Raw genomic sequence first — 19,918 nt, forward strand, 5'->3', positions numbered from 1 at the left:
GCCTTGTTGTCATGCTCGGCCAAGTATCTGCAATAAGTGACAAAACGTAAGACTAACCAAGCTATAGTAATCTGACCAAAAGACAATCTATTTATATAATATCCCGCCAATTATAGAGTCACTAAATAAGTGCACTAAGGCACTTGCATCATCACTCAATCATTCTGTCACATTCTTTTTAGTCTCGGGTGATTGTATCGAAGTGAAACCTCAGGTAACCTGCTTGTTCTTAATACACATAAATGGATATTTTGCTAATTTGAGCAAGTCTCGAGAGCCAACGTCCCATTAGATTATTTGGAACCCCTGTCTAGATGACAAAAAAGATAAATTCACATCAAGAACCCAATCATAGTGGGGTTCGGCCACGTCCCAAAACGGTAAAACACCGTAATGCGACCACAACGCCACAGATGCGCCAATTTATTCAGCAATCCGAATATAGCGTGAGCCAATTAGCTAAAATCCTTAATATCAGTGAAGCCACTGTGCGTAAATGGCGTAAACGTGACTCAATTGATAATACGCCCAACACCCCGCATAAACTCAACACCACCCTAACGCCAATGCAAGAATATGTCGTGGTCGGTTTGCGTTATCAACTCAAAATGCCGCTAGACAGGCTGTTAAGCATTACTCAAAAATTTATTAACCCTAATGTGTCCCGCTCAGGCCTTGCCCGATGCTTAAAACGTCACGGCGTATCTAAACTCGACGAAGTAGATAGCGCATTTGTACCTGAGCGTTATTTCAATCAATTGCCCATTACCCAGGGCACTGACGTAGTGACCTATGCCGTCAACCCACAAACTCTGGCAGACACCTTAGCCATACCCAGTGTCGATAATGTGGTGCAAGTTGAGTCATTAAGCATTCCCAAGCAATACAGTCCAAAACAAGCTTATTCTGTATTGCTGGGCCTTGATGCAGACACAGACTGGGTCTACTTAGACATTTATCAAGACAGCCATACCCAAGCGAGCAATCGTTATATGGCTTATGTACTTAAGCACGGCCCGTTTCATTTACGAAAATTATTAGTACGTAACTATCACACTTTTCTTGCTCGTTTTCCCGGAGTAAGTCAGTCAGCTGCCAATGCGGCTGAATCCCAACATCAGATAGCTGAACCTCAGTTATCAAACGGAGACTCAAATGAGCCAATCCAGTCATCAAGATAAACGCCTCAACAAGCGCTTAAAAGACATGCCTGTCGCCATCGTCGGTATGGCGAGCATATTTGCCAATTCGCGTTACCTGAATAAATTTTGGGATTTAATCAGCGAAAAAATCGATGCCATTGTCGATATTCCAGACAGTCACTGGAACGCAGACGATTACTACGATGCCGATAAATCTGCGCCCGATAAAAGCTATTGTAAGCGTGGCGGTTTTTTACCTGAAGTTGATTTCAATCCGATGGAATTTGGCCTGCCGCCTAATATTTTAGAATTAACCGACACCTCGCAATTATTGTCATTGGTCGTTGCCAAAGAAGTGTTAGCCGACGCAGGCGTTGATGCACAATACGATACCGACCGCATCGGTATCACCCTTGGTGTGGGCGGCGGCCAAAAAATTAACCACAGTTTAAGCAGTCGCTTGCAATACCCAGTACTAAAAAAAGTATTCAAAAACAGCGGGATTAGTGACGCAGACAGCGAAATGCTGATTAAAAAGTTTCAAGACCAATACATCCACTGGGAAGAGAATTCATTCCCGGGGTCGCTTGGTAACGTGATTGCTGGACGTATTGCTAACCGTTTTGACCTAGGCGGCATGAACTGTGTTGTCGATGCCGCTTGTGCAGGCTCACTTGCTGCCATGCGTATGGCGATTACCGAACTGGTTGAAGGGCGCAGTGACATGATGATCACTGGCGGTGTGTGTACCGACAACTCGCCGTCAATGTACATGAGCTTTTCAAAAACCCCAGCGTTTACCACTAACGACACTATTCAACCTTTTGATATCGACTCAAAAGGCATGATGATCGGCGAAGGTATTGGCATGATCGCCATAAAGCGCCTTGACGATGCTGAACGTGATGGCGATAAAATTTATGCGGTAATTAAAGGTATTGGCTCATCATCTGACGGTAAATTTAAGAGCATTTATGCACCAAGGCCAGAAGGCCAGGCTAAAGCATTAAAACGCGCTTACGACGACGCAGGCTTTGCGCCGCACACCGTCGGCCTTATTGAAGCACACGGTACAGGCACCGCAGCAGGTGATGTGGCTGAGTTTAACGGCTTAAAGTCAGTATTTGCTGAAGATAATGACGCCCAACAGCATATTGCACTTGGCTCGGTCAAGTCTCAAGTCGGTCACACTAAGTCTACCGCTGGCACAGCCGGAGTCATTAAAGTGGCCTTGGCGTTGCACCACAAAGTATTGCCACCAACGATTAACGTCAGCAAACCACACCCTAAGCTGGGCATCAGTGATTCACCGTTTTATCTTAATACCGAAACGCGTCCTTGGTTACCTCGCACTGACGACACCCCACGCAGAGCAGGTATCAGCTCGTTTGGCTTTGGTGGCACTAACTTCCACATTGTATTAGAAGAATATCGCCAAGATCATGCCCGCAATGACAAATATCGTCAACGCACGGTGCCGCAAAGCTTGCTGATAAGTGCAGATAACAAGGCTGAACTGCAAGGTAAACTGACTCAATTGCAAACAGAGATTAATGCGATTGATATCAGCCAGGCGAACGCCCAAGAGTTGGCACTGCAAAAACTTGGGCAACGTTTTGCTATTGCTCAAGTTGCGCCAACATCGGCCCGATTAGGCTTAGTTGTGGCCTCAATTGCCGACCTAACTGTGCAGCTCACTCAAGCCCTTAACCAGTTAACCAACAATGATGCCGATAACTGGCAATTACCCTCTGGCGCAAGTTATCGCAGTGCAAGTTTAGGCGATAACAATACCGCACCTAAGGTGGCAGCCTTATTTGCAGGCCAAGGGGCACAATACGTTAACATGGCGACTGAGCTTGCGTGTTTTTACCCTGAAATGCGCCAGCAGTTAATGCAGGCAGACAAGGTGTTTGCCCAGCATAAACAAACGCCATTGTCGCAAATTATGTACCCTATTCCGGCTTTTGAAGCTCAAGACATCGCCGCACAACAAGCGGCACTAACTAATACCGCTTATGCCCAAAGCGCCATTGGTGCCGTCAGCATGGGCCAATATGCACTATTCACTCAAGCTGGTTTTAGCCCTGACATGGTCGCCGGCCACAGTTTTGGTGAGCTATCGGCCTTGTGTGCAGCGGGGGTGATTAGCCAAGCTGATTATTATCAATTGGCCTTTGCTCGCGGTCAGGCCATGGCAGCCACACCCGCCGATCAAGACCCAGGCACCATGTACGCTATTATTGTGCCGCCACAAGCAACTGAGCAAGGTGTAAACCAGCTTGAAAGCTGCATTAGTGCCTTTGATGGCGTAAAAGTGGCTAACTACAATGCGCCAACGCAATTAGTGATTGCTGGCCCAACAGAAGCTTGCGCAGAGGCAGCTAAAGCCGTTACAGCTGAGTTAGGGTTTAAAGCCATTGCGTTGCCGGTATCAGGCGCATTCCATACACCATTAGTGGGCCATGCTCAGCAGCCTTTTGCCAAGGCCATTAGCAAGGTTAAATTTGCTAAGCCTAAAGTGGCGTTGTTCGCCAACGGTACTGGCAAGCTTCACCCAGGTAATGGCAAAGCCATTCAAACCGCCTTTAGCGAGCATATGCTGCAGTCGGTACGCTTTAGTGAGCAATTGGTTGCCATGTATGACGCTGGCGCCCGAGTATTTGTTGAGTTTGGACCAAAAAATATTTTACAAAAACTGGTTGAGGCAACGTTAGGTAACAAACCAGAAACTGTCAGTGTTGTTAGCCTAAACCCTAACCCTAAAGGCAGCAGTGATACTCAATTACGCCAAGCAGCAATCCAATTAGCAGTATTAGGTTTACCACTGTCTGAGGTGGATCCTTATCAAGCACCTATAGCAGAGCTGGCCAACGTGTCGCCAATGAACGTTAAGCTGACAGCACAAAACTACATCAGCCCTGCCACCCAAAGTAAAATGCAAAAATCATTACAACAAGGCCAAGTAACCAGTAAGACGGTGGAAGTGCCTGTTGAGAAAATTGTGGAAAAAATAGTGGAAAAACAAGTGATCAAAACCGAATATGTTGAAGTGGCGAGTACGCCTACGGCATCTGCGCAAGCGCCTATTGCTCAAGCGACTGTTGCACAGCCAGCACACGCTAGTCAAACAAGCGCACAAGCTAATAACGCCGTCAGCAATGACAATTTAAGTGCTTTTTTTGCCGCCCAGCAACAAGCCGCGACGTTGCATCAGCAGTTTTTAGCCATTCCTCAACAATATGGCGATACGTTTAATAGCTTGATGACAGCCCAGGCGCAAATGGCATCATCTGGAGTTGCGATCCCAGAAAGCTTGCAACGTTCGATGGAGTTATTCCACCAGCATCAGGCGCAAACACTGCAAAGCCACACCCAATTTTTAACGCTACAGGCGCAAACGAGTCAGGCAGCATTGGCGATGTTACAAGGACAAGCATCTGCAACCCCTGCAACGACGCTTACCAATACCCTTGCAGCTCAACAGATGGTAGCAGCGCCACAAACACCCGTGATGACTCAAGCTGCGCCAGCGACTGTCACGCCAGCACCGACACCAGCGCCAGCTGCTTCAGTGCCTATTGCTCAGGTCGCTCAACCTACAGCAGTTAGCAGTGCATCAACAGGTTTATCAGCAGAAACCGTGCAGCTAACCATGATGACAGTAGTAGCCGATAAAACCGGTTACCCAACCGAAATGCTCGAGCTCACCATGGACATGGAAGCCGATTTAGGTATCGATTCAATCAAGCGCGTGGAGATTTTAGGCACAGTGCAAGATGAATTGCCGGGCTTACCTGAACTCAGCCCAGAAGATTTAGCTGAATGTCGCACCCTAGGCGAGATTGTTGATTACATGCAATCAACCCTATCAGCTTCAACTGTGTCAGCAGCGCCAGTGACTGCACTTGTCCAAGCGTCTAATCAAACATCAGCGCCAACATCATTGCCAACATCAGGCTTAAGCGCACAAACTGTGCTCAATACCATGATGACAGTAGTGGCCGATAAAACCGGTTACCCAGCCGAAATGCTCGAGCTCACCATGGACATGGAAGCCGATTTAGGTATCGATTCAATCAAGCGCGTGGAGATTTTAGGCACAGTGCAAGATGAATTGCCGGGCTTGCCTGAACTCAGCCCAGAAGATTTAGCTGAATGTCGCACCCTAGGCGAGATTGTTGATTACATCCAATCAACCCTATCAGCTTCAACTGCGTCAGCAGCGCCAGTGACTGCACCTGTCCAAGCGTCTAATCAAACATCAGCGCCAACATCATTGCCAACATCAGGCTTAAGCGCACAAACTGTGCTCAATACCATGATGACAGTAGTGGCCGATAAAACCGGTTACCCAACCGAAATGCTCGAGCTCACCATGGACATGGAAGCCGATTTAGGTATCGATTCAATCAAGCGCGTGGAGATTTTAGGCACAGTACAAGATGAATTGCCGGGCTTACCTGAACTTAGCCCAGAAGATTTAGCTGAATGTCGCACATTGGGCGAGATTGTAGATTACATGCAATCAACCTTGTCAGCTTCAACTGCGTCAGCAGCGCAAGCAAAAGAAGCAGCACCTGTCCAAGCGTCTAATCAAACATCAGCGCCAACATCAGGCTTAAGCGCACAAACTGTGCTCAATACCATGATGGCAGTAGTAGCCGATAAAACCGGTTACCCAGCAGAAATGCTCGAGCTCACCATGGACATGGAAGCTGATTTAGGTATCGATTCAATCAAGCGCGTCGAGATTTTAGGCACTGTACAAGATGAATTGCCGGGCTTACCTGAACTCAACCCAGAAGATTTAGCTGAGTGTCGCACCCTAGGCGAGATTGTTGATTACATGCAATCTACCTTATCAGCTTCAACTGCGCCAACAGCGCAAGCAACAGAAGCAGCACCTGTCCAAGCGTCTAATCAAACATCAGTGCCAACATCAGGCTTAAGCACACAAACTGTGCTCAATACCATGATGGCAGTCGTGGCCGATAAAACCGGTTACCCAGCCGAAATGCTCGAGCTCACCATGGACATGGAAGCTGATTTAGGTATCGATTCAATCAAGCGCGTGGAGATTTTAGGCACAGTGCAAGATGAAATGCCGGGCTTACCTGAACTCAATCCAGAGGATTTAGCCGAGTGCCGCACATTGGGCGAAATCGTCAGCTATATGCAAGGTCAACTCAGCATGCCCGCTGCGAGCATCACTACTGCGCCAACGCCAAACCCTTTCGACACATCAGCATTACCACCACACAGTGGGGTCGCGCTAAAAAAGTTGCCAGCGGCGGATAAACTAGAAGCATGTTATTCAACAGACAGCTGCATTGTCATCACAGATGACGGTCATAATGCCGGTGTACTTGCTGAAAAACTCCATGCCAAAGGCTTAACCGTCGCTGTTATTCGTAATCCAGACACCATCAGCGTTGCTCACTCACCATTAAGCAGCGACATTAGCAGTTATACACTTAGCAGCATTGATGATGCCGAAATCGCCAAGGTCATTAAGGCAATTACTGCAACGCACCCTATTGCGGGCTTTGTGCATTTACAACCGCAGTTTAACGCAAACAGCAAAGATTTAGTCAGTTGCAATGTGGCAGCAAAAGCCGCTGTTGATAACGCCTTTTTGTGGGCGAAACATCTGCATGCTGAATTTTCAAAACCACTGCAATCACGCTTAAGCTACGTTACCGTAAGCCGTATTGATGGTGGCTTTGGCTACCTTAATAGCGCAGCACTCAGCAAAGCAGAATTAAACCAAGCAGCCTTGTCTGGGCTAACCAAAACACTAAGCCATGAATGGCCAAATGTATTTTGCCGCGCGCTTGATATCGCCAATGACATTGACGCCAAAACCTTTGCCAATGCCATTATTGCTGAGCTGTTTGATGTTAATGCTGCTGCGCCCAATGCTAAACGGCTTACCGAAGTGGGCATAAGCCCGCAAGGGCGCGCAACATTGGTTGCAGCAAAAACCGACACCTCGCACTACCCTGCTGCAGTGTTAACCCAACAAGACACACTATTAGTCACTGGTGGTGCAAAAGGTGTCACGTTTGAATGTGCACTCACCTTAGCCAAGCAATGCCAATCGCACTTTGTACTTGCCGGTCGCAGTCAGCACCTAGGTAAAGACATGCCAGCTTGGGCCCAAGGCAAACAAGCCTCAGAGCTTAAAGCTGCCGCCATTAGTTACATTCAATCCCAAGGCGAAAAGCCCACACCAAAGCAAATTGATGCCTTAGTGTGGCCAGTACAAAGTAGCTTAGAGATTGACCGAGCCTTAAGCGCATTTACTGAAGTGGGCGCCAGTGCCCAATATGTGGCAATGGATGTTAGCAACCCAGATGCCGTTAAAGCCGCACTTACAGCATTAACTGATACTAACGGTAAAAACCGAGTCATTAATGGCGTCATTCATGGCGCGGGGGTATTGGCAGATAAACACATTCAAGACAAAACATTGGATGAACTAAATCGGGTGTATAGCACCAAGGTGACTGGCGTAGCAAGTATCATTAACGCACTTGATCCACAGCACATCAAGTTAGTCGCCATGTTCTCATCGGCGGCTGGGTTTTATGGCAACACAGGTCAAAGCGACTATGCGATGTCGAATGAAATTCTCAATAAAACCGCATTAAAATTGGCCGCCCAATTACCGCAAGCCAAAGTCATGAGCTTTAACTGGGGCCCGTGGGATGGTGGCATGGTGAGCTCAGCGCTGAAAAAGATGTTTGTTGAACGTGGTGTATACGTAATTCCACTGCAAGCAGGCGCTAACTTATTTGCTCATAGCTTATTAAGCCCGCAAAGCGTGCAGATGCTAATTGGTTCAGACATGCAAGGCTCGGCCACACAGGACACAACTGCAAAAAAGCCTAATGCGAACACTTTGCCACACGCAGAGGGTTCGCTGACGTTTTCTGCGCCTTATTGGGCTGCTGACACCCAAACCGTGACGGTGACTCGGGTACTGCAACCAAGTGAGCTTGTATTTGTAAACGATCACCGCATTGCCGGCAACCCAGTGTTGCCAACAGTGTGTGCGATTCAGTGGATGCGTGAAACCGCGCAAACCTTGTGCCATGTGCCAGTGAGTATTGCTGACTATAAATTGCTTAAAGGGATTATTTTTGACACCGATCAATCCCACTTACTGCAACTGCAACTCACCCAAACTGGCGCGGGCTTGAACGCGCTAATCTCAAGCAGGGCGTTAAATGAGCCAGACGCAGCGATGAAGCCGCAATATCAGGCAAAATTAGTCGTCAATGACGCGCTAACGCCCACCGCTGTTGCTCAGTCATCGTTACCGGCAACCGTGCTGCAAAAGCTCGCGCAGATACCCGCAATACACGCTGGCAACACCTTGTATCAAAACGGCACCTTGTTCCATGGGCCGCGTTTGCAGGGTATTAAGCAAGTATTGAGCTTTGATGATGAGCAACTGGTGTGTCAGGTTAAGTTAGCGCAAATTAACCCTAACGACTGCCCAGGCTTTGCACCGTCGGCAGTGTCCGGTGGTAGCCAAATATTTGCCGAAGACTTGCTATTGCAGGCCATGTTGGTTTGGGCAAGGCTTAAATACGATGCCGCCAGTTTGCCATCATCAATGGGGCAATTTATCACTGTGGCACCATTTGCTAGCGGCGATCAGGGCTACATTCAACTTGAGGTGATAAAACACAGCGGCAGAATGCTCGTGGCCAATGTGAGCTTGTACCATCAAGATGGACGTTTAAGCTGTCAAATGCGTGAGGCTAAAATCACCATTAGCAAAACGCTGAATCAGGCCTTTATTAATCAGCATGAGAATCAACATGAGAATCAACATGAGAATCTGCCTGCAAACCAGCACAGCAAGGACAGTGTGTGACCCTTTCAGTCAATGCGATGTCCGCAGACCAACAAGCAGCGTTAACAGCTGATCTCAAACAGCAACAAGCCAAGCCAATGCGCTTGGCCTTGTTGTTGGCTGCGCCTAATACCAAACCAGCAAACTATTTATCCCTCTCAAAACTGGCGGTAGAGGATCAAGCGATAGGCACTCAGACGTTAGAAGCTGTGCTGATCAACGCGGCAAGCCTGCTTGGCAATCAGCAGTGCGATATTGTAAGTTTGGGCAATAAACTGTGGATTATGCAGGCAATCACTGCGGCTAAAAACGGCTTACATGCTCATGCTTATTTAAACGCAATAGGCTGTGGTGACAACAGCGAACAAGCGATTAATCAGGCACTGGCTCATGCCAAAAGACAACATACTCAACCTCAAGTGGTAGAGTTAACTCAGGCTAATAATGCACTCAATGCACTCATCGCACTGATTAACGACATTACCTGTAGACGTATACCCAACAGTCAAGACTATTGGTTTACACCAGCCCACCAAAGTCGCGTGGCCAGCTTGTGTTACCCAAGTAACATCGGTGTACTCGCACTCGTGTTCACTCAGGGCAGTCAATTACTGAGTGCTAAACCATTATTGGCCGCAAACCGCTTAATGTTGCCACTATCAGCACAAAATATTGCCCAGTTACACACACGATTAACGTCCCTTTGCGACGCATTAAGCAAGCCATGCGATGAGCTAGGCCTGCTTAAATTTATCCACCAACAATGGCAACAATACCAATCGCAAGCGCCTTATGCCTTGGTATTAATGGCGACAAGTCAAAGCGGTTTACAGCAAGAAGCATCTGCCATGCTTGAGGCACTTGATACTCAACAAACTCAAAACGCCTCAACGCTTAACAACACAAACTTTCACTACAAAACACCTGTAGGCAGTTGCTTTACCGCTTCACCATTAGGTGCCAAAGGGCTCAGTTTTGTCTACCCAGGTGTCGGCACGGTTTATCCGCAGATGTTTAGCCAGCTCGGTCATGTGTTCCCTCACGTTTTTGCTAAGTTAGAGGCTGAGGGCAACCTCCCCGCAATGCTGCAAACTCAAGCCATTTATGCCACGCAAGAAAAAACCAATAGCCACATGAGCCTGAGCGAGCTTGCCATTGCCGGTGTGGGCGCAAGTTATATGCTCAGTAAAATATTGCAGGATGAATTTGCCATTACCCCAGCATTCGCCCTTGGGTACTCAATGGGCGAAGCCGCCATGTGGGCCAGTTTAGGGGTATGGCATGCACCACACCACTTAATTAACGCCACCCAAAACAGCAGTATTTTTAATCAAGACATTGCTGGCGAACTGCGTTGTGTCAGACAAGCCTGGCAATTAACCAATGATCAACCCATAGTGTGGAACAGCTTTGTGACCCGCGCCTCGGTTGCCGAAATCAGGCCGCATTTAGCCAATTACCCACGTGTTCATATTGCCATTATTCAGGGCGACAGCTTAGTGTTAGCTGGCTGCGAAGAAAGCATTAAAGCCTTACTAAAACAAGCCGGCAAACGCGGTATTGCCGCCAATCGAGTCACTGCAATGCATACCCCAGCAGCACTTAATATTGTTGACGATGTAAAACAGTTTTACTTACAGCCTCTAGCCGCAGCCTTGCCGACAGCCACTCAGTTTTTATCGGCCGCCCAAACACAGCCCGTTGAATTAACATCCCATGCTATTGCCAAGTCAATTGCCGACACCTTTTGCCATCCACTGGATTTTAGCCAGCTTATCAAGCAGTCGATTAGTCAAGGGAGTCGCTTATTTGTTGAGGTCGGTGCCGACAGGCAAACCGCCACCTTAATCGATAAAATTATTGGCCAACAAACAAGCCAGGTGCCAGCGCAGGCATTAGCCGTTAATGCTAAAGGCGCTGACGACATCAGCAGTTTATTAAAATGTTTAGCCCAGTTAATGACCCACAGAGTGCCGATGTCATTAACCCCGTTTATTCAAAGTCTACAAGACGTAATTAACGACACATTATTCATCGATACCAAGCATTCACCTCTTGGTTTTAGTGACACTTTATCAGAAGGAGAACCTCATTGAGTTCTCAAGCTACTCCCAAAATAGCCATTGTAGGCTTAGCCAATCAATACCCTGATGCCGATACTCCAGCAAGGTTTTGGCAAAATTTAATTGATAAAAAAGACTCTCGTAGCCAAATTAGTGCGCACAAACTCAATGCATCCCCAAGCGACTATATTGGTGTTCAAGGGCAGTCTGACCGTTTTTATTGTGATAAAGGCGGCTATATTCAAAATTTTAGCTTTAATCCCAATGGTTACCGTATCAACAGCAGTGCCTTTGAAGGCCTAGACGACAGCTTTTTATGGGCTACCGATACCGCACGTAATGCCTTAGCCGATGCCGGGATTAACGACCTTAACCACCCCTGTTTGCAGCGCACCGGCATTGTCATGGGCACCTTGTCGTTCCCAACGGCAAAGTCAAACCAATTGTTTGTGCCGCTGTACCACAGCGTGGTCGAAAAAGCCTTACAAACCAAATTACAGCAACCTCATTTTGTGCTGCAAGATTTTGGCTTGTCGCCCCAAACAGAGCAATACAATTGGCGCAATGGCGCAGTGGCTCACAATGCCTCTAAGCTAGTGGCTGATGCCCTAGGGCTTGGCGGCGCGCAATTAAGCCTAGACGCAGCTTGCGCAAGTTCAGTTTACGCATTAAAACTCGCCTGTGATTATTTGCACACGGGCAAAGCCGACATCATGCTGGCTGGCGCAGTTTCGGGCGCAGATCCCTTTTTTATCAATATGGGATTTTCAATTTTTCATGCCTATCCAGACCATGGCATTTCTGCACCGTTTGACAGCAACAGTAAAGGCTTGTTTGCCGGTGAAGGCGCTGGTGTATTAGTGCTTAAGCGCCTTGAAGATGCCCAGCGCGATGGCGACCATATCTATGCCCTCGTAAGCGGCATTGGTTTATCAAACGACGGTAAGGGCCAGTTTGTGCTCAGCCCCAACAGCAAAGGCCAAGTACAAGCCTTTGAGCGAGCCTACCGCGAAGCTGCGGCATTTGACTCAAGCATTACCCCTGCCAGCATTGAAGTGATTGAATGCCATGCCACAGGAACACCATTAGGCGACAAAGTTGAATTAACCTCAATGGAGCGTTTTTTTGAAGGCAAACTCAATGGCAGTGCCACACCGTTAATTGGCTCGGCTAAATCAAACCTCGGGCATTTGCTTACTGCTGCGGGCATGCCTGGTATCATGAAAATGATTTTTGCCATGCGCGAAGGTGTACTACCACCGAGTATTAATATCAGCGCACCTATCACCTCACCTAATGGTTTATTTGGTCAGGCAACCTTGCCAAGCGAGGTGCAACCTTGGCCAGATAAAGCAGGTAACAATTCACGCCATGCGGGTGTATCAGTATTTGGCTTTGGTGGCTGTAACGCGCATTTGCTATTAGAGTCCTACTCTGACACAGCGGTAACATCGTCAACGCCAACGCAATTAGTTAACGCCAGTGAGCAACCCATGCACATTACCGGCATGGCAGCTCATTTTGGCCAATGCAGTAGCATTAATCAGCTGGCTGAGCGTATTCGCGCCAAGCAACACTTGTTTACACCATTGCCCACTCAACGCTGGAAAGGCATTAACAAGCATCCAGAGTTGTTGGCCAAATACGGTTTAGAGCAAGTGCCACAAGGGGCTTACATTGATCAATTCGATTTTGACTTTTTACGCTTTAAAGTGCCGCCTAATGAAGACGATCGATTAATTTCGCAGCAGCTGTTATTAATAAAAGTCGCCGACGAAGCCATTGTAAACGCCAAACTTAATCCAGGCAGTAAAGTGGCCGTGTTAGTGGCCATGGAAACCGAACTTGAGCTACATCAATTTCGTGGCCGCGTGAACTTACACAGCCAGCTTGCGCAAAGCCTAGCCGCCCAGGGTATTGAGCTCAGTGACGATGAATACCAAGCCCTAGAAGCCATCGCCATGGACAGCGTGCTCGATGCGGCCAAACTAAACCAATACACCAGCTTTATTGGTAATATTATGGCGTCGCGGATTTCGTCATTGTGGGACTTTAACGGCCCCGCCTTTACGATTTCGGCCGCTGAACAATCGGTTAATCGCTGTATTGATGTGGCGCAAAACTTATTTGCCATGGGCTCACTGCAAGAGCCTCTCGATGCAGTCATTATTGCTGCGGTTGATTTGTCTGGCAGTATTGAAAACGGTTTGCTTAACAGTGCTAATCTTAAATTAGCAGGCTTACAAACCAATAACGTTCAAATTGGTGAAGGTGCTGGCGCCATTGTATTACAGCAAACGCACCTCAACGACAGCTACGCCAGTATTAATAGCGTGCAGTTTGCTAAGCAAGAACAGGTCACACTAAAGCAAGCCTGCGATATCAATGAACTCAATATTGCTCCGCTTTGCCAACAGTCAGATTTGGGGCAGCAGTTAACTCGCCAATTGGCTCAACTTGCTGACGCCAGCAGCATATCAAGCGTACAACCTTTGCTTGGGCACACGTTTGCCGCCTCTGGCATGGCAAGTTTGCTCAATGCACTTATCCAAAGCCAGCAACTACAACAAGCTGACATCAGTGCGCAGGTGATCAGCGCCAGTGAAAACCAATACTCTCGCATTGGTTTATCGCTTAATACCTTACAGCAACAGGCCCTTGCTAACCGCTTAACCCAGCCGCTTACAGAGCAACTGACAAAAAGCGCCAAGCTGAGTTTAATTAAACAAGTGAGTTTAGGTGGCCGCGATATCTATCAACATATTGTCGACACGCCAGTTGCCGCCATCGACAAAATGATTAACCAATGCGCGTCGATTAAGCGCGAAACCGTGCAACAAGCCCCAACAAACATGAATATAAACGAGCCGACTATGCCCGCAAGCCATTTTGCACCAATCCCTGGCACGCCGGGGCAAACACCAAACAACACTCATTCGACTCAAGCAATTAGCCAGGCAATTCCACCTGCACACTTAACGGCTTTTGAGCAAAACCAATGGCTGGCACAACAAGCCCACCTCGCGTTTTTAGCCAGCCGTGAGGCAGGCTTAAAAGTCGCCGATAACTTGTTAAAATCACAACTTGCCTCAATAACGTCAGTTGCAACAGCGCAAAAAATAGCACCCGCGTTAACTGCCAAAGTGCCCGCTGAGCATTACGTTAAACCACAATCGGTACTGGCAGAACGTAAACCTAACTATGCGCAAGTTCCGACTTATATAGCCCCCACTCCGGCAGATAAACCCTGTATTTGGAACTATGCCGATTTAGTGGAATATGCCGAAGGCGATATCGCCAAGGTGTTTGGCCCAGACTACGCCATTATCGACAGCTACTCGCGGCGCGTGCGCTTACCCACCACCGACTATTTACTGGTGTCGCGAGTCACCAAACTTGATGCAACCATAAATCAATACAAACCTTGCTCAATGACCACAGAGTACGACATCCCGGTTGATGCACCGTATCTGGTTGATGGTCAAATCCCTTGGGCAGTTGCAGTTGAGTCGGGCCAGTGCGATTTAATGTTAATTAGCTATTTAGGCATCGATTTTGAAAACAAAGGCCAGCGGGTGTATCGTTTGCTTGATTGCACGCTTACCTTCTTAGGCGATTTACCACGCGGCGGCGATACCTTGCGCTATGACATTAAAATCAACAACTTTGCCCGCAATGGCGACACCTTATTGTTTTTCTTCTCGTACGAATGCTTTGTCGGCGACAAGATGATTTTAAAAATGGATGGCGGTTGTGCGGGCTTCTTTACCGACAAAGAATTAGCCGATGGTAAAGGGGTTATCCAAACAGAAGATGAAATTAAGCTGCGTCAGCAAGTGCTTAACAACCCAAATAAACCGACGTTTACTCCTTTGCTACACTGTCAGCAAACAGCGTTTGATTATGGCCAAATTCATCATTTATTAACCGGCGATATTGGCAGCTGCTTTGGCGGCGCACACGTGAGCCACCAGCTGCAAACGGGCATGCAAAAGTCGCTGTGTTTTGCCTCAGAAAAGTTCTTAATGATCGAGCGCGTAAGCAACTTACAAACCCATGGCGGCACCTGGGGCCTAGGATTAGTTGAAGGCCACAAACAATTAGCGCCAGACCATTGGTACTTCCCGTGTCATTTTAAAGACGATCAGGTGATGGCTGGCTCATTAATGGCTGAAGGCTGTGGCCAATTATTGCAGTTCTTTATGTTGCACATTGGTATGCATACCTTAGTTGAAAACGGCCGTTTCCAGCCGCTCGAAAATGCCTCACAAAAAGTACGTTGCCGTGGCCAGGTATTACCACAACACGGTGAATTAACTTACCGGATGGAAGTCACCGAAATCGGTACTTCGCCGCGGCCATACGCCAAAGCCAATATTGATATTTTGCTCAATGGCAAAGTGGTGGTCGACTTCCAAAACCTTGGGGTGATGATAAAAGAAGAAGCCCAATGCACTCGCTATTTAAGTCATTCGAGCACGAATGCCAACACAGGCTCGAGTATCAAGCCAACTAAAGTGTCTGGCACCGACGTCAATAACGCTGTCAGCCAGCAAGATGCCGCCCCGTTAATGGCGAAAATTGCCGACACCAGCGCGCCAACCAACAAAGGGGTTATTCCGCTTAAACACGTTGAAGCGCCGCAAGTCAGTGCTGATTCTAAATACGCAAACCGCGTGCCTGATACCCTGCCATTTACGCCGTATCACATGTTTGAGTTTGCCACTGGCGATATCGAAAAGTGCTTTGGGCCAGACTTTAGCATCTATAAAGGCTTAATCCCACCGCGCACCCCATGCGGTGATTTACAGCTGACCACTCGGGTAATCAACATTAACGGTAAACGCGGCGAGCTGAAAAAACCGTCATCCTGTGTGGCTGAATACGAAGTGCCCGCAAATGCATGGTATTTTGCTAAAAACAGCCACCCAGCGGTGATGCCTTATTCGGTGTTAATGGAAATATCATTGCAACCTAATGGTTTTATTTCAGGCTATATGGGCACTACACTAGGCTTCCCTGGGCAGGAGTTGTTTTTCCGTAACCTAGATGGTCACGGCACCTTGTTACGCCATGTGGATTTACGCGGCAAAACCATTGTTAATGACTCACGCTTATTATCTACCGTGATTGCAGGCAGCAATATTATTCAAAACTTTACCTTTGATTTAAGTGTCGATGGCGAGCCGTTTTACACTGGCGGCGCTGTATTTGGCTACTTTAAAGCTGACGCGCTTAAAAACCAGCTTGGCATTGATAACGGTAAAATCACTCAGCCCTGGCATGTCGACAACAATGTTGCCGCCGACACCATTGTCAATTTACTCGATAAGCAATCGCGGCTGTTTAATGCGCCAGTGCACCAACCACATTACCGCTTAGCCGGTGGCCAACTTAACTTTATCGACACCGCTGAAATCGTTAACAATGGCGGTAAATACCAACAAGGCTATTTGGCGGCCTCGCGCACCATTGACCCAAGTGATTGGTTTTTCCAATTCCATTTCCATCAAGATCCGGTAATGCCGGGTTCATTAGGCGTTGAAGCTATCATCGAGTTAATGCAAACTTACGCGATTACTAACGACTTGGGAGCGGGTTTTGCCAATCCTAAATTCGGCCAACTATTGTCTGACATAAAATGGAAATACCGTGGCCAAATTAACCCACTGAACAAACAAATGTCGTTAGATGTGCACATCAGTGCCGTCAAAGACGAAAACGGCAAACGCATCATTGTTGGTGACGCCAATTTAAGTAAAGATGGTTTACGCATTTACGAAGTAAAAGACATCGCTATTTGTATTGAAGAAGCCTAGCTTTTCAAGGAAAACATAATGACAACCCAATTAAAAAACGAAAAGCTTTCTCCATGGCCTTGGCAAGTGAGCCAGCAGCACGTTAGTTTTGACCCAACTGGGATCAACAAAAAGCTTAAAGACTTGTCGCAAGCCTGTTATGTGGTCAATGATGCTCAGCAAGGTTTAGGCGTTGCACAGCAAGCACAAGTGATGACAGATACCATCACCAATGCTCACGCCCTGCCCGTTAGCGCCTTTGCCCCAGCCCTTGGCACCCAAAGTTTAGGTGACAGTAATTTTCGCCGTGTGCATGGGGTTAAATACGCCTATTATGCTGGAGCCATGGCCAATGGTATTGCCTCTGAAGAGCTGGTTATCGCATTAGGTCAGGCGGGTATTTTATGCTCCTTTGGCGCCGCGGGACTCATTCCCTCGCGCGTTGAGCAAGCCATTAAGCGCATTCAAGCTGCCCTGCCAAATGGGCCCTATGCGTTTAACTTAATCCATAGCCCAAGTGAACCCGCGCTTGAGCGCGGTAGCGTTGAGCTATTTTTAAAACACAAAGTACGCACCGTTGAAGCCTCAGCCTTTTTGGGCTTAACACCGCAAATTGTCTATTACCGCGCAGCAGGGTTAAGCCGTGATGTTCAAGGTGATATTCAAATAGACAACAAAGTTATCGCTAAAATTAGCCGTACCGAAGTGGCAATTAAGTTTATGCAGCCAGCCCCGGTAAAAATACTGCAACAACTGGTGGATGAAGGTCTTATTACGCCAGAGCAAATGGCGTTAGCACAATTAGTGCCGATGGCGGATGACATTACCGCTGAAGCCGATTCTGGTGGTCATACCGATAACCGTCCATTAGTGACCTTATTACCCACTATTTTGGCGCTTAAAGATGAAGTACAAGCCAAGTACAATTACAAAACACCTATCCGCGTAGGCGCCGGTGGTGGTGTCGGTACGCCCGATGCTGCACTAGCAACCTTTAACATGGGCGCAGCATTTATTGTCACAGGTTCAATTAACCAGGCTTGTGTAGAAGCCGGGGCCAGTGAGCATACGCGTAAATTATTGGCCACCACAGAAATGGCCGATGTCACCATGGCGCCAGCAGCCGATATGTTCGAAATGGGTGTTAAACTGCAAGTGGTCAAACGCGGCACCTTGTTCCCGATGCGCGCTAACAAGTTGTACGAAATTTATACTCGTTATGAGTCAATAGAAGCCATCCCGAGCGATGAGCGTGAAAAACTTGAAAAACAAGTGTTTCGCTCAAGCTTAGATGATATTTGGGCCGGTACAGTGGCACATTTTAATGAGCGAGACCCTAAGCAAATCGAGCGCGCTAAAGATAACCCTAAGCGCAAAATGGCATTAATTTTCCGCTGGTACCTTGGGCTATCAAGCCGTTGGTCAAACACTGGGGAAACAGGCCGTGAAATGGATTATCAAATCTGGGCCGGACCTGCACTTGGTGCATTTAACGCCTGGGCAAAAGGCAGTTACTTAGACGATTATACTCAACGACATGCTGTCGATTTAGCAAAACACTTAATGCATGGCGCAGCTTACTTAGCACGAGTCAATCTACTTGCCGCACAAGGTGTGAGCCTGCCCGTTGCATTACAACGTTGGCGCCCAGCGGATCAGGTGAAATAGCCATAAATAGGAAGCATAATGAGCGACACACAAAAACTCGATTTTTCAGCGGTAAATGACACCACATTAGCGTCATTCAACCAGCAAAAAAACCTGATAAAACGCATGCTAAAAGGCAACAGCGCCACGTGTGCCGACTGCAATAAGCCACTCACATTGCAATTGCCACCCAACAGTAAAAATGCCAAGCCAAGCGCAAAAGCGCCTGGCATTTATTGCGCGAAAGGCTGCACTGATATCGAGCTTGATATGGAAGCCGTTGCATTACTGAAATAATGCCAAACTGTACGATGAATGAAAAAAGACCCTCTTTGCTAAGAGGGTCTTTTTGAAAGCATTAATACCATTGCGCGTGAGTAAGTGATCTCTCAACGAGAATTTAAAAGGGCTTAAACAAGGCGAATGACTGAATCTTTCGACGTCATGCAACGCAGTATAAGTCCTTTTAAAACTCGCCTAAAAGGAATGCCCCAGCCGCTTTTGCTTTACGTTCTCGCTATTTGAAAGGGAACAACCATGACTGCATAGCGACGCCTTAATCAAACACCGCTGGACGCATTCTGAGTAGTCACTTATTAATGCGCAATGGTATAAAGATTAAACGGCTTGCCACTGCTTAACTAACATGGCTTGACCACACAGTTCTACCATCGATTTATCACCAGACAGCGCTGTTTCAAATACCTCAAACGGCACATTTGGCCACAGACTAATTTCAAACGATGTATTGGCCAAAACAACACCAACGCCTTTTGGGGTACCGGTCATCACAATATCGCCGTCGTTCAAGCTCATAAACTCATTGATGGCAGTAAACATGGCTTGGGGCTGGTAAGTCATTAACTGCTGATGCCCAAGTTGAGTCACTACGTTATCAATGGTTAATTGAAAACACCAATCTTGCTGCGCTGGTGTGATGGGCATAAATTCGCTAAACAATGCAGAACCGTCAAACGCTTTACTGCGCTCCCACGGTAAGCCCTGCTTTTTAAGTTTGCCCTGTAATTCACGCTTGGTCATATCCAGTCCAACACCAACGGCGCTAAATTGACCATCCTTTACCATAAAACACAGCTCGGCTTCATAATGCAGGGGTTCACCCAACTCACTGTTTAAGGTGTCTGTGATGGCCGAATTAGGTTTTAAAAACACCACCATGTCATCGGGAATGTCATTACCCAACTCATGAATATGGTCAACGTAATTACGCCCAATGCAAACAATTTTGGATGGCGTGACGGCTAAAGCCTGGTTAGCTTGTTTTAAGACTACATTGGGTAAATTCACATTAACCTCATCGAAAATGAAACACTTAAATTAACCTGAGCTCAGGTTAATTTAGAATAAGGGTTACACAAGGCATTGAGCAATTAAAAT

The 19,918-nt window shown here is 47.4% G+C and carries 7 protein-coding genes; 6 read left to right on the plus strand and 1 reads right to left on the minus strand.

Annotated elements, in window-relative coordinates; genetic code table 11:
- Positions 1 to 314 precede the first annotated feature (314 nt).
- The 6 genes from PQR79_RS05425 to PQR79_RS05450 are packed head-to-tail and all read left to right on the plus strand — an operon-like array spanning position 315 to position 18,817.
- Positions 315 to 1,181, plus strand: coding sequence for a transcriptional regulator (locus PQR79_RS05425; RefSeq protein WP_238107158.1), 867 nt, complete (start codon positions 315 to 317; stop codon positions 1,179 to 1,181).
- Entirely contained in the window at positions 1,156 to 9,033 is a 7,878-nt protein-coding gene (locus tag PQR79_RS05430; protein WP_274408409.1) for a type I polyketide synthase, read from the plus strand. The genes PQR79_RS05425 and PQR79_RS05430 overlap by 26 nt, the downstream gene beginning before the upstream one ends.
- Positions 9,030 to 11,108: a PfaB family protein gene (locus PQR79_RS05435; protein ID WP_238107156.1), complete on the plus strand. Its 2,079-nt coding sequence runs from the start codon at positions 9,030 to 9,032 to the stop codon at positions 11,106 to 11,108. The genes PQR79_RS05430 and PQR79_RS05435 overlap by 4 nt, the downstream gene beginning before the upstream one ends.
- Positions 11,105 to 16,894 (plus strand): hotdog fold thioesterase, encoded by a 5,790-nt coding sequence (locus PQR79_RS05440; protein ID WP_238107155.1) that lies wholly within the window; start codon positions 11,105 to 11,107, stop codon positions 16,892 to 16,894. Before PQR79_RS05435 ends, PQR79_RS05440 begins: the two co-directional genes overlap by 4 nt.
- 18 nt (positions 16,895 to 16,912) lie before the next feature.
- Complete coding sequence (gene pfaD / locus PQR79_RS05445) at positions 16,913 to 18,541, plus strand: eicosapentaenoate synthase subunit PfaD (RefSeq protein WP_238107154.1); 1,629 nt, start codon at positions 16,913 to 16,915, stop codon at positions 18,539 to 18,541.
- A gap of 18 nt (positions 18,542 to 18,559) precedes the next feature.
- Positions 18,560 to 18,817 carry a hypothetical protein gene (locus tag PQR79_RS05450; RefSeq protein WP_238107153.1) on the plus strand — a complete coding sequence of 86 codons (258 nt, stop codon included), beginning with the start codon at positions 18,560 to 18,562 and terminating at the stop codon, positions 18,815 to 18,817.
- A gap of 321 nt (positions 18,818 to 19,138) precedes the next feature.
- On the opposite strand, the gene PQR79_RS05455 is transcribed toward PQR79_RS05450, so the two are convergent.
- Entirely contained in the window at positions 19,139 to 19,828 is a 690-nt protein-coding gene (locus PQR79_RS05455; protein ID WP_238107152.1) for a fumarylacetoacetate hydrolase family protein, read from the minus strand.
- Between the last annotated feature and the right edge of the window lie 90 nt (positions 19,829 to 19,918).

This window comes from Shewanella metallivivens (assembly GCF_028750675.1).
Taxonomy (GTDB): domain Bacteria; phylum Pseudomonadota; class Gammaproteobacteria; order Enterobacterales; family Shewanellaceae; genus Shewanella; species Shewanella metallivivens.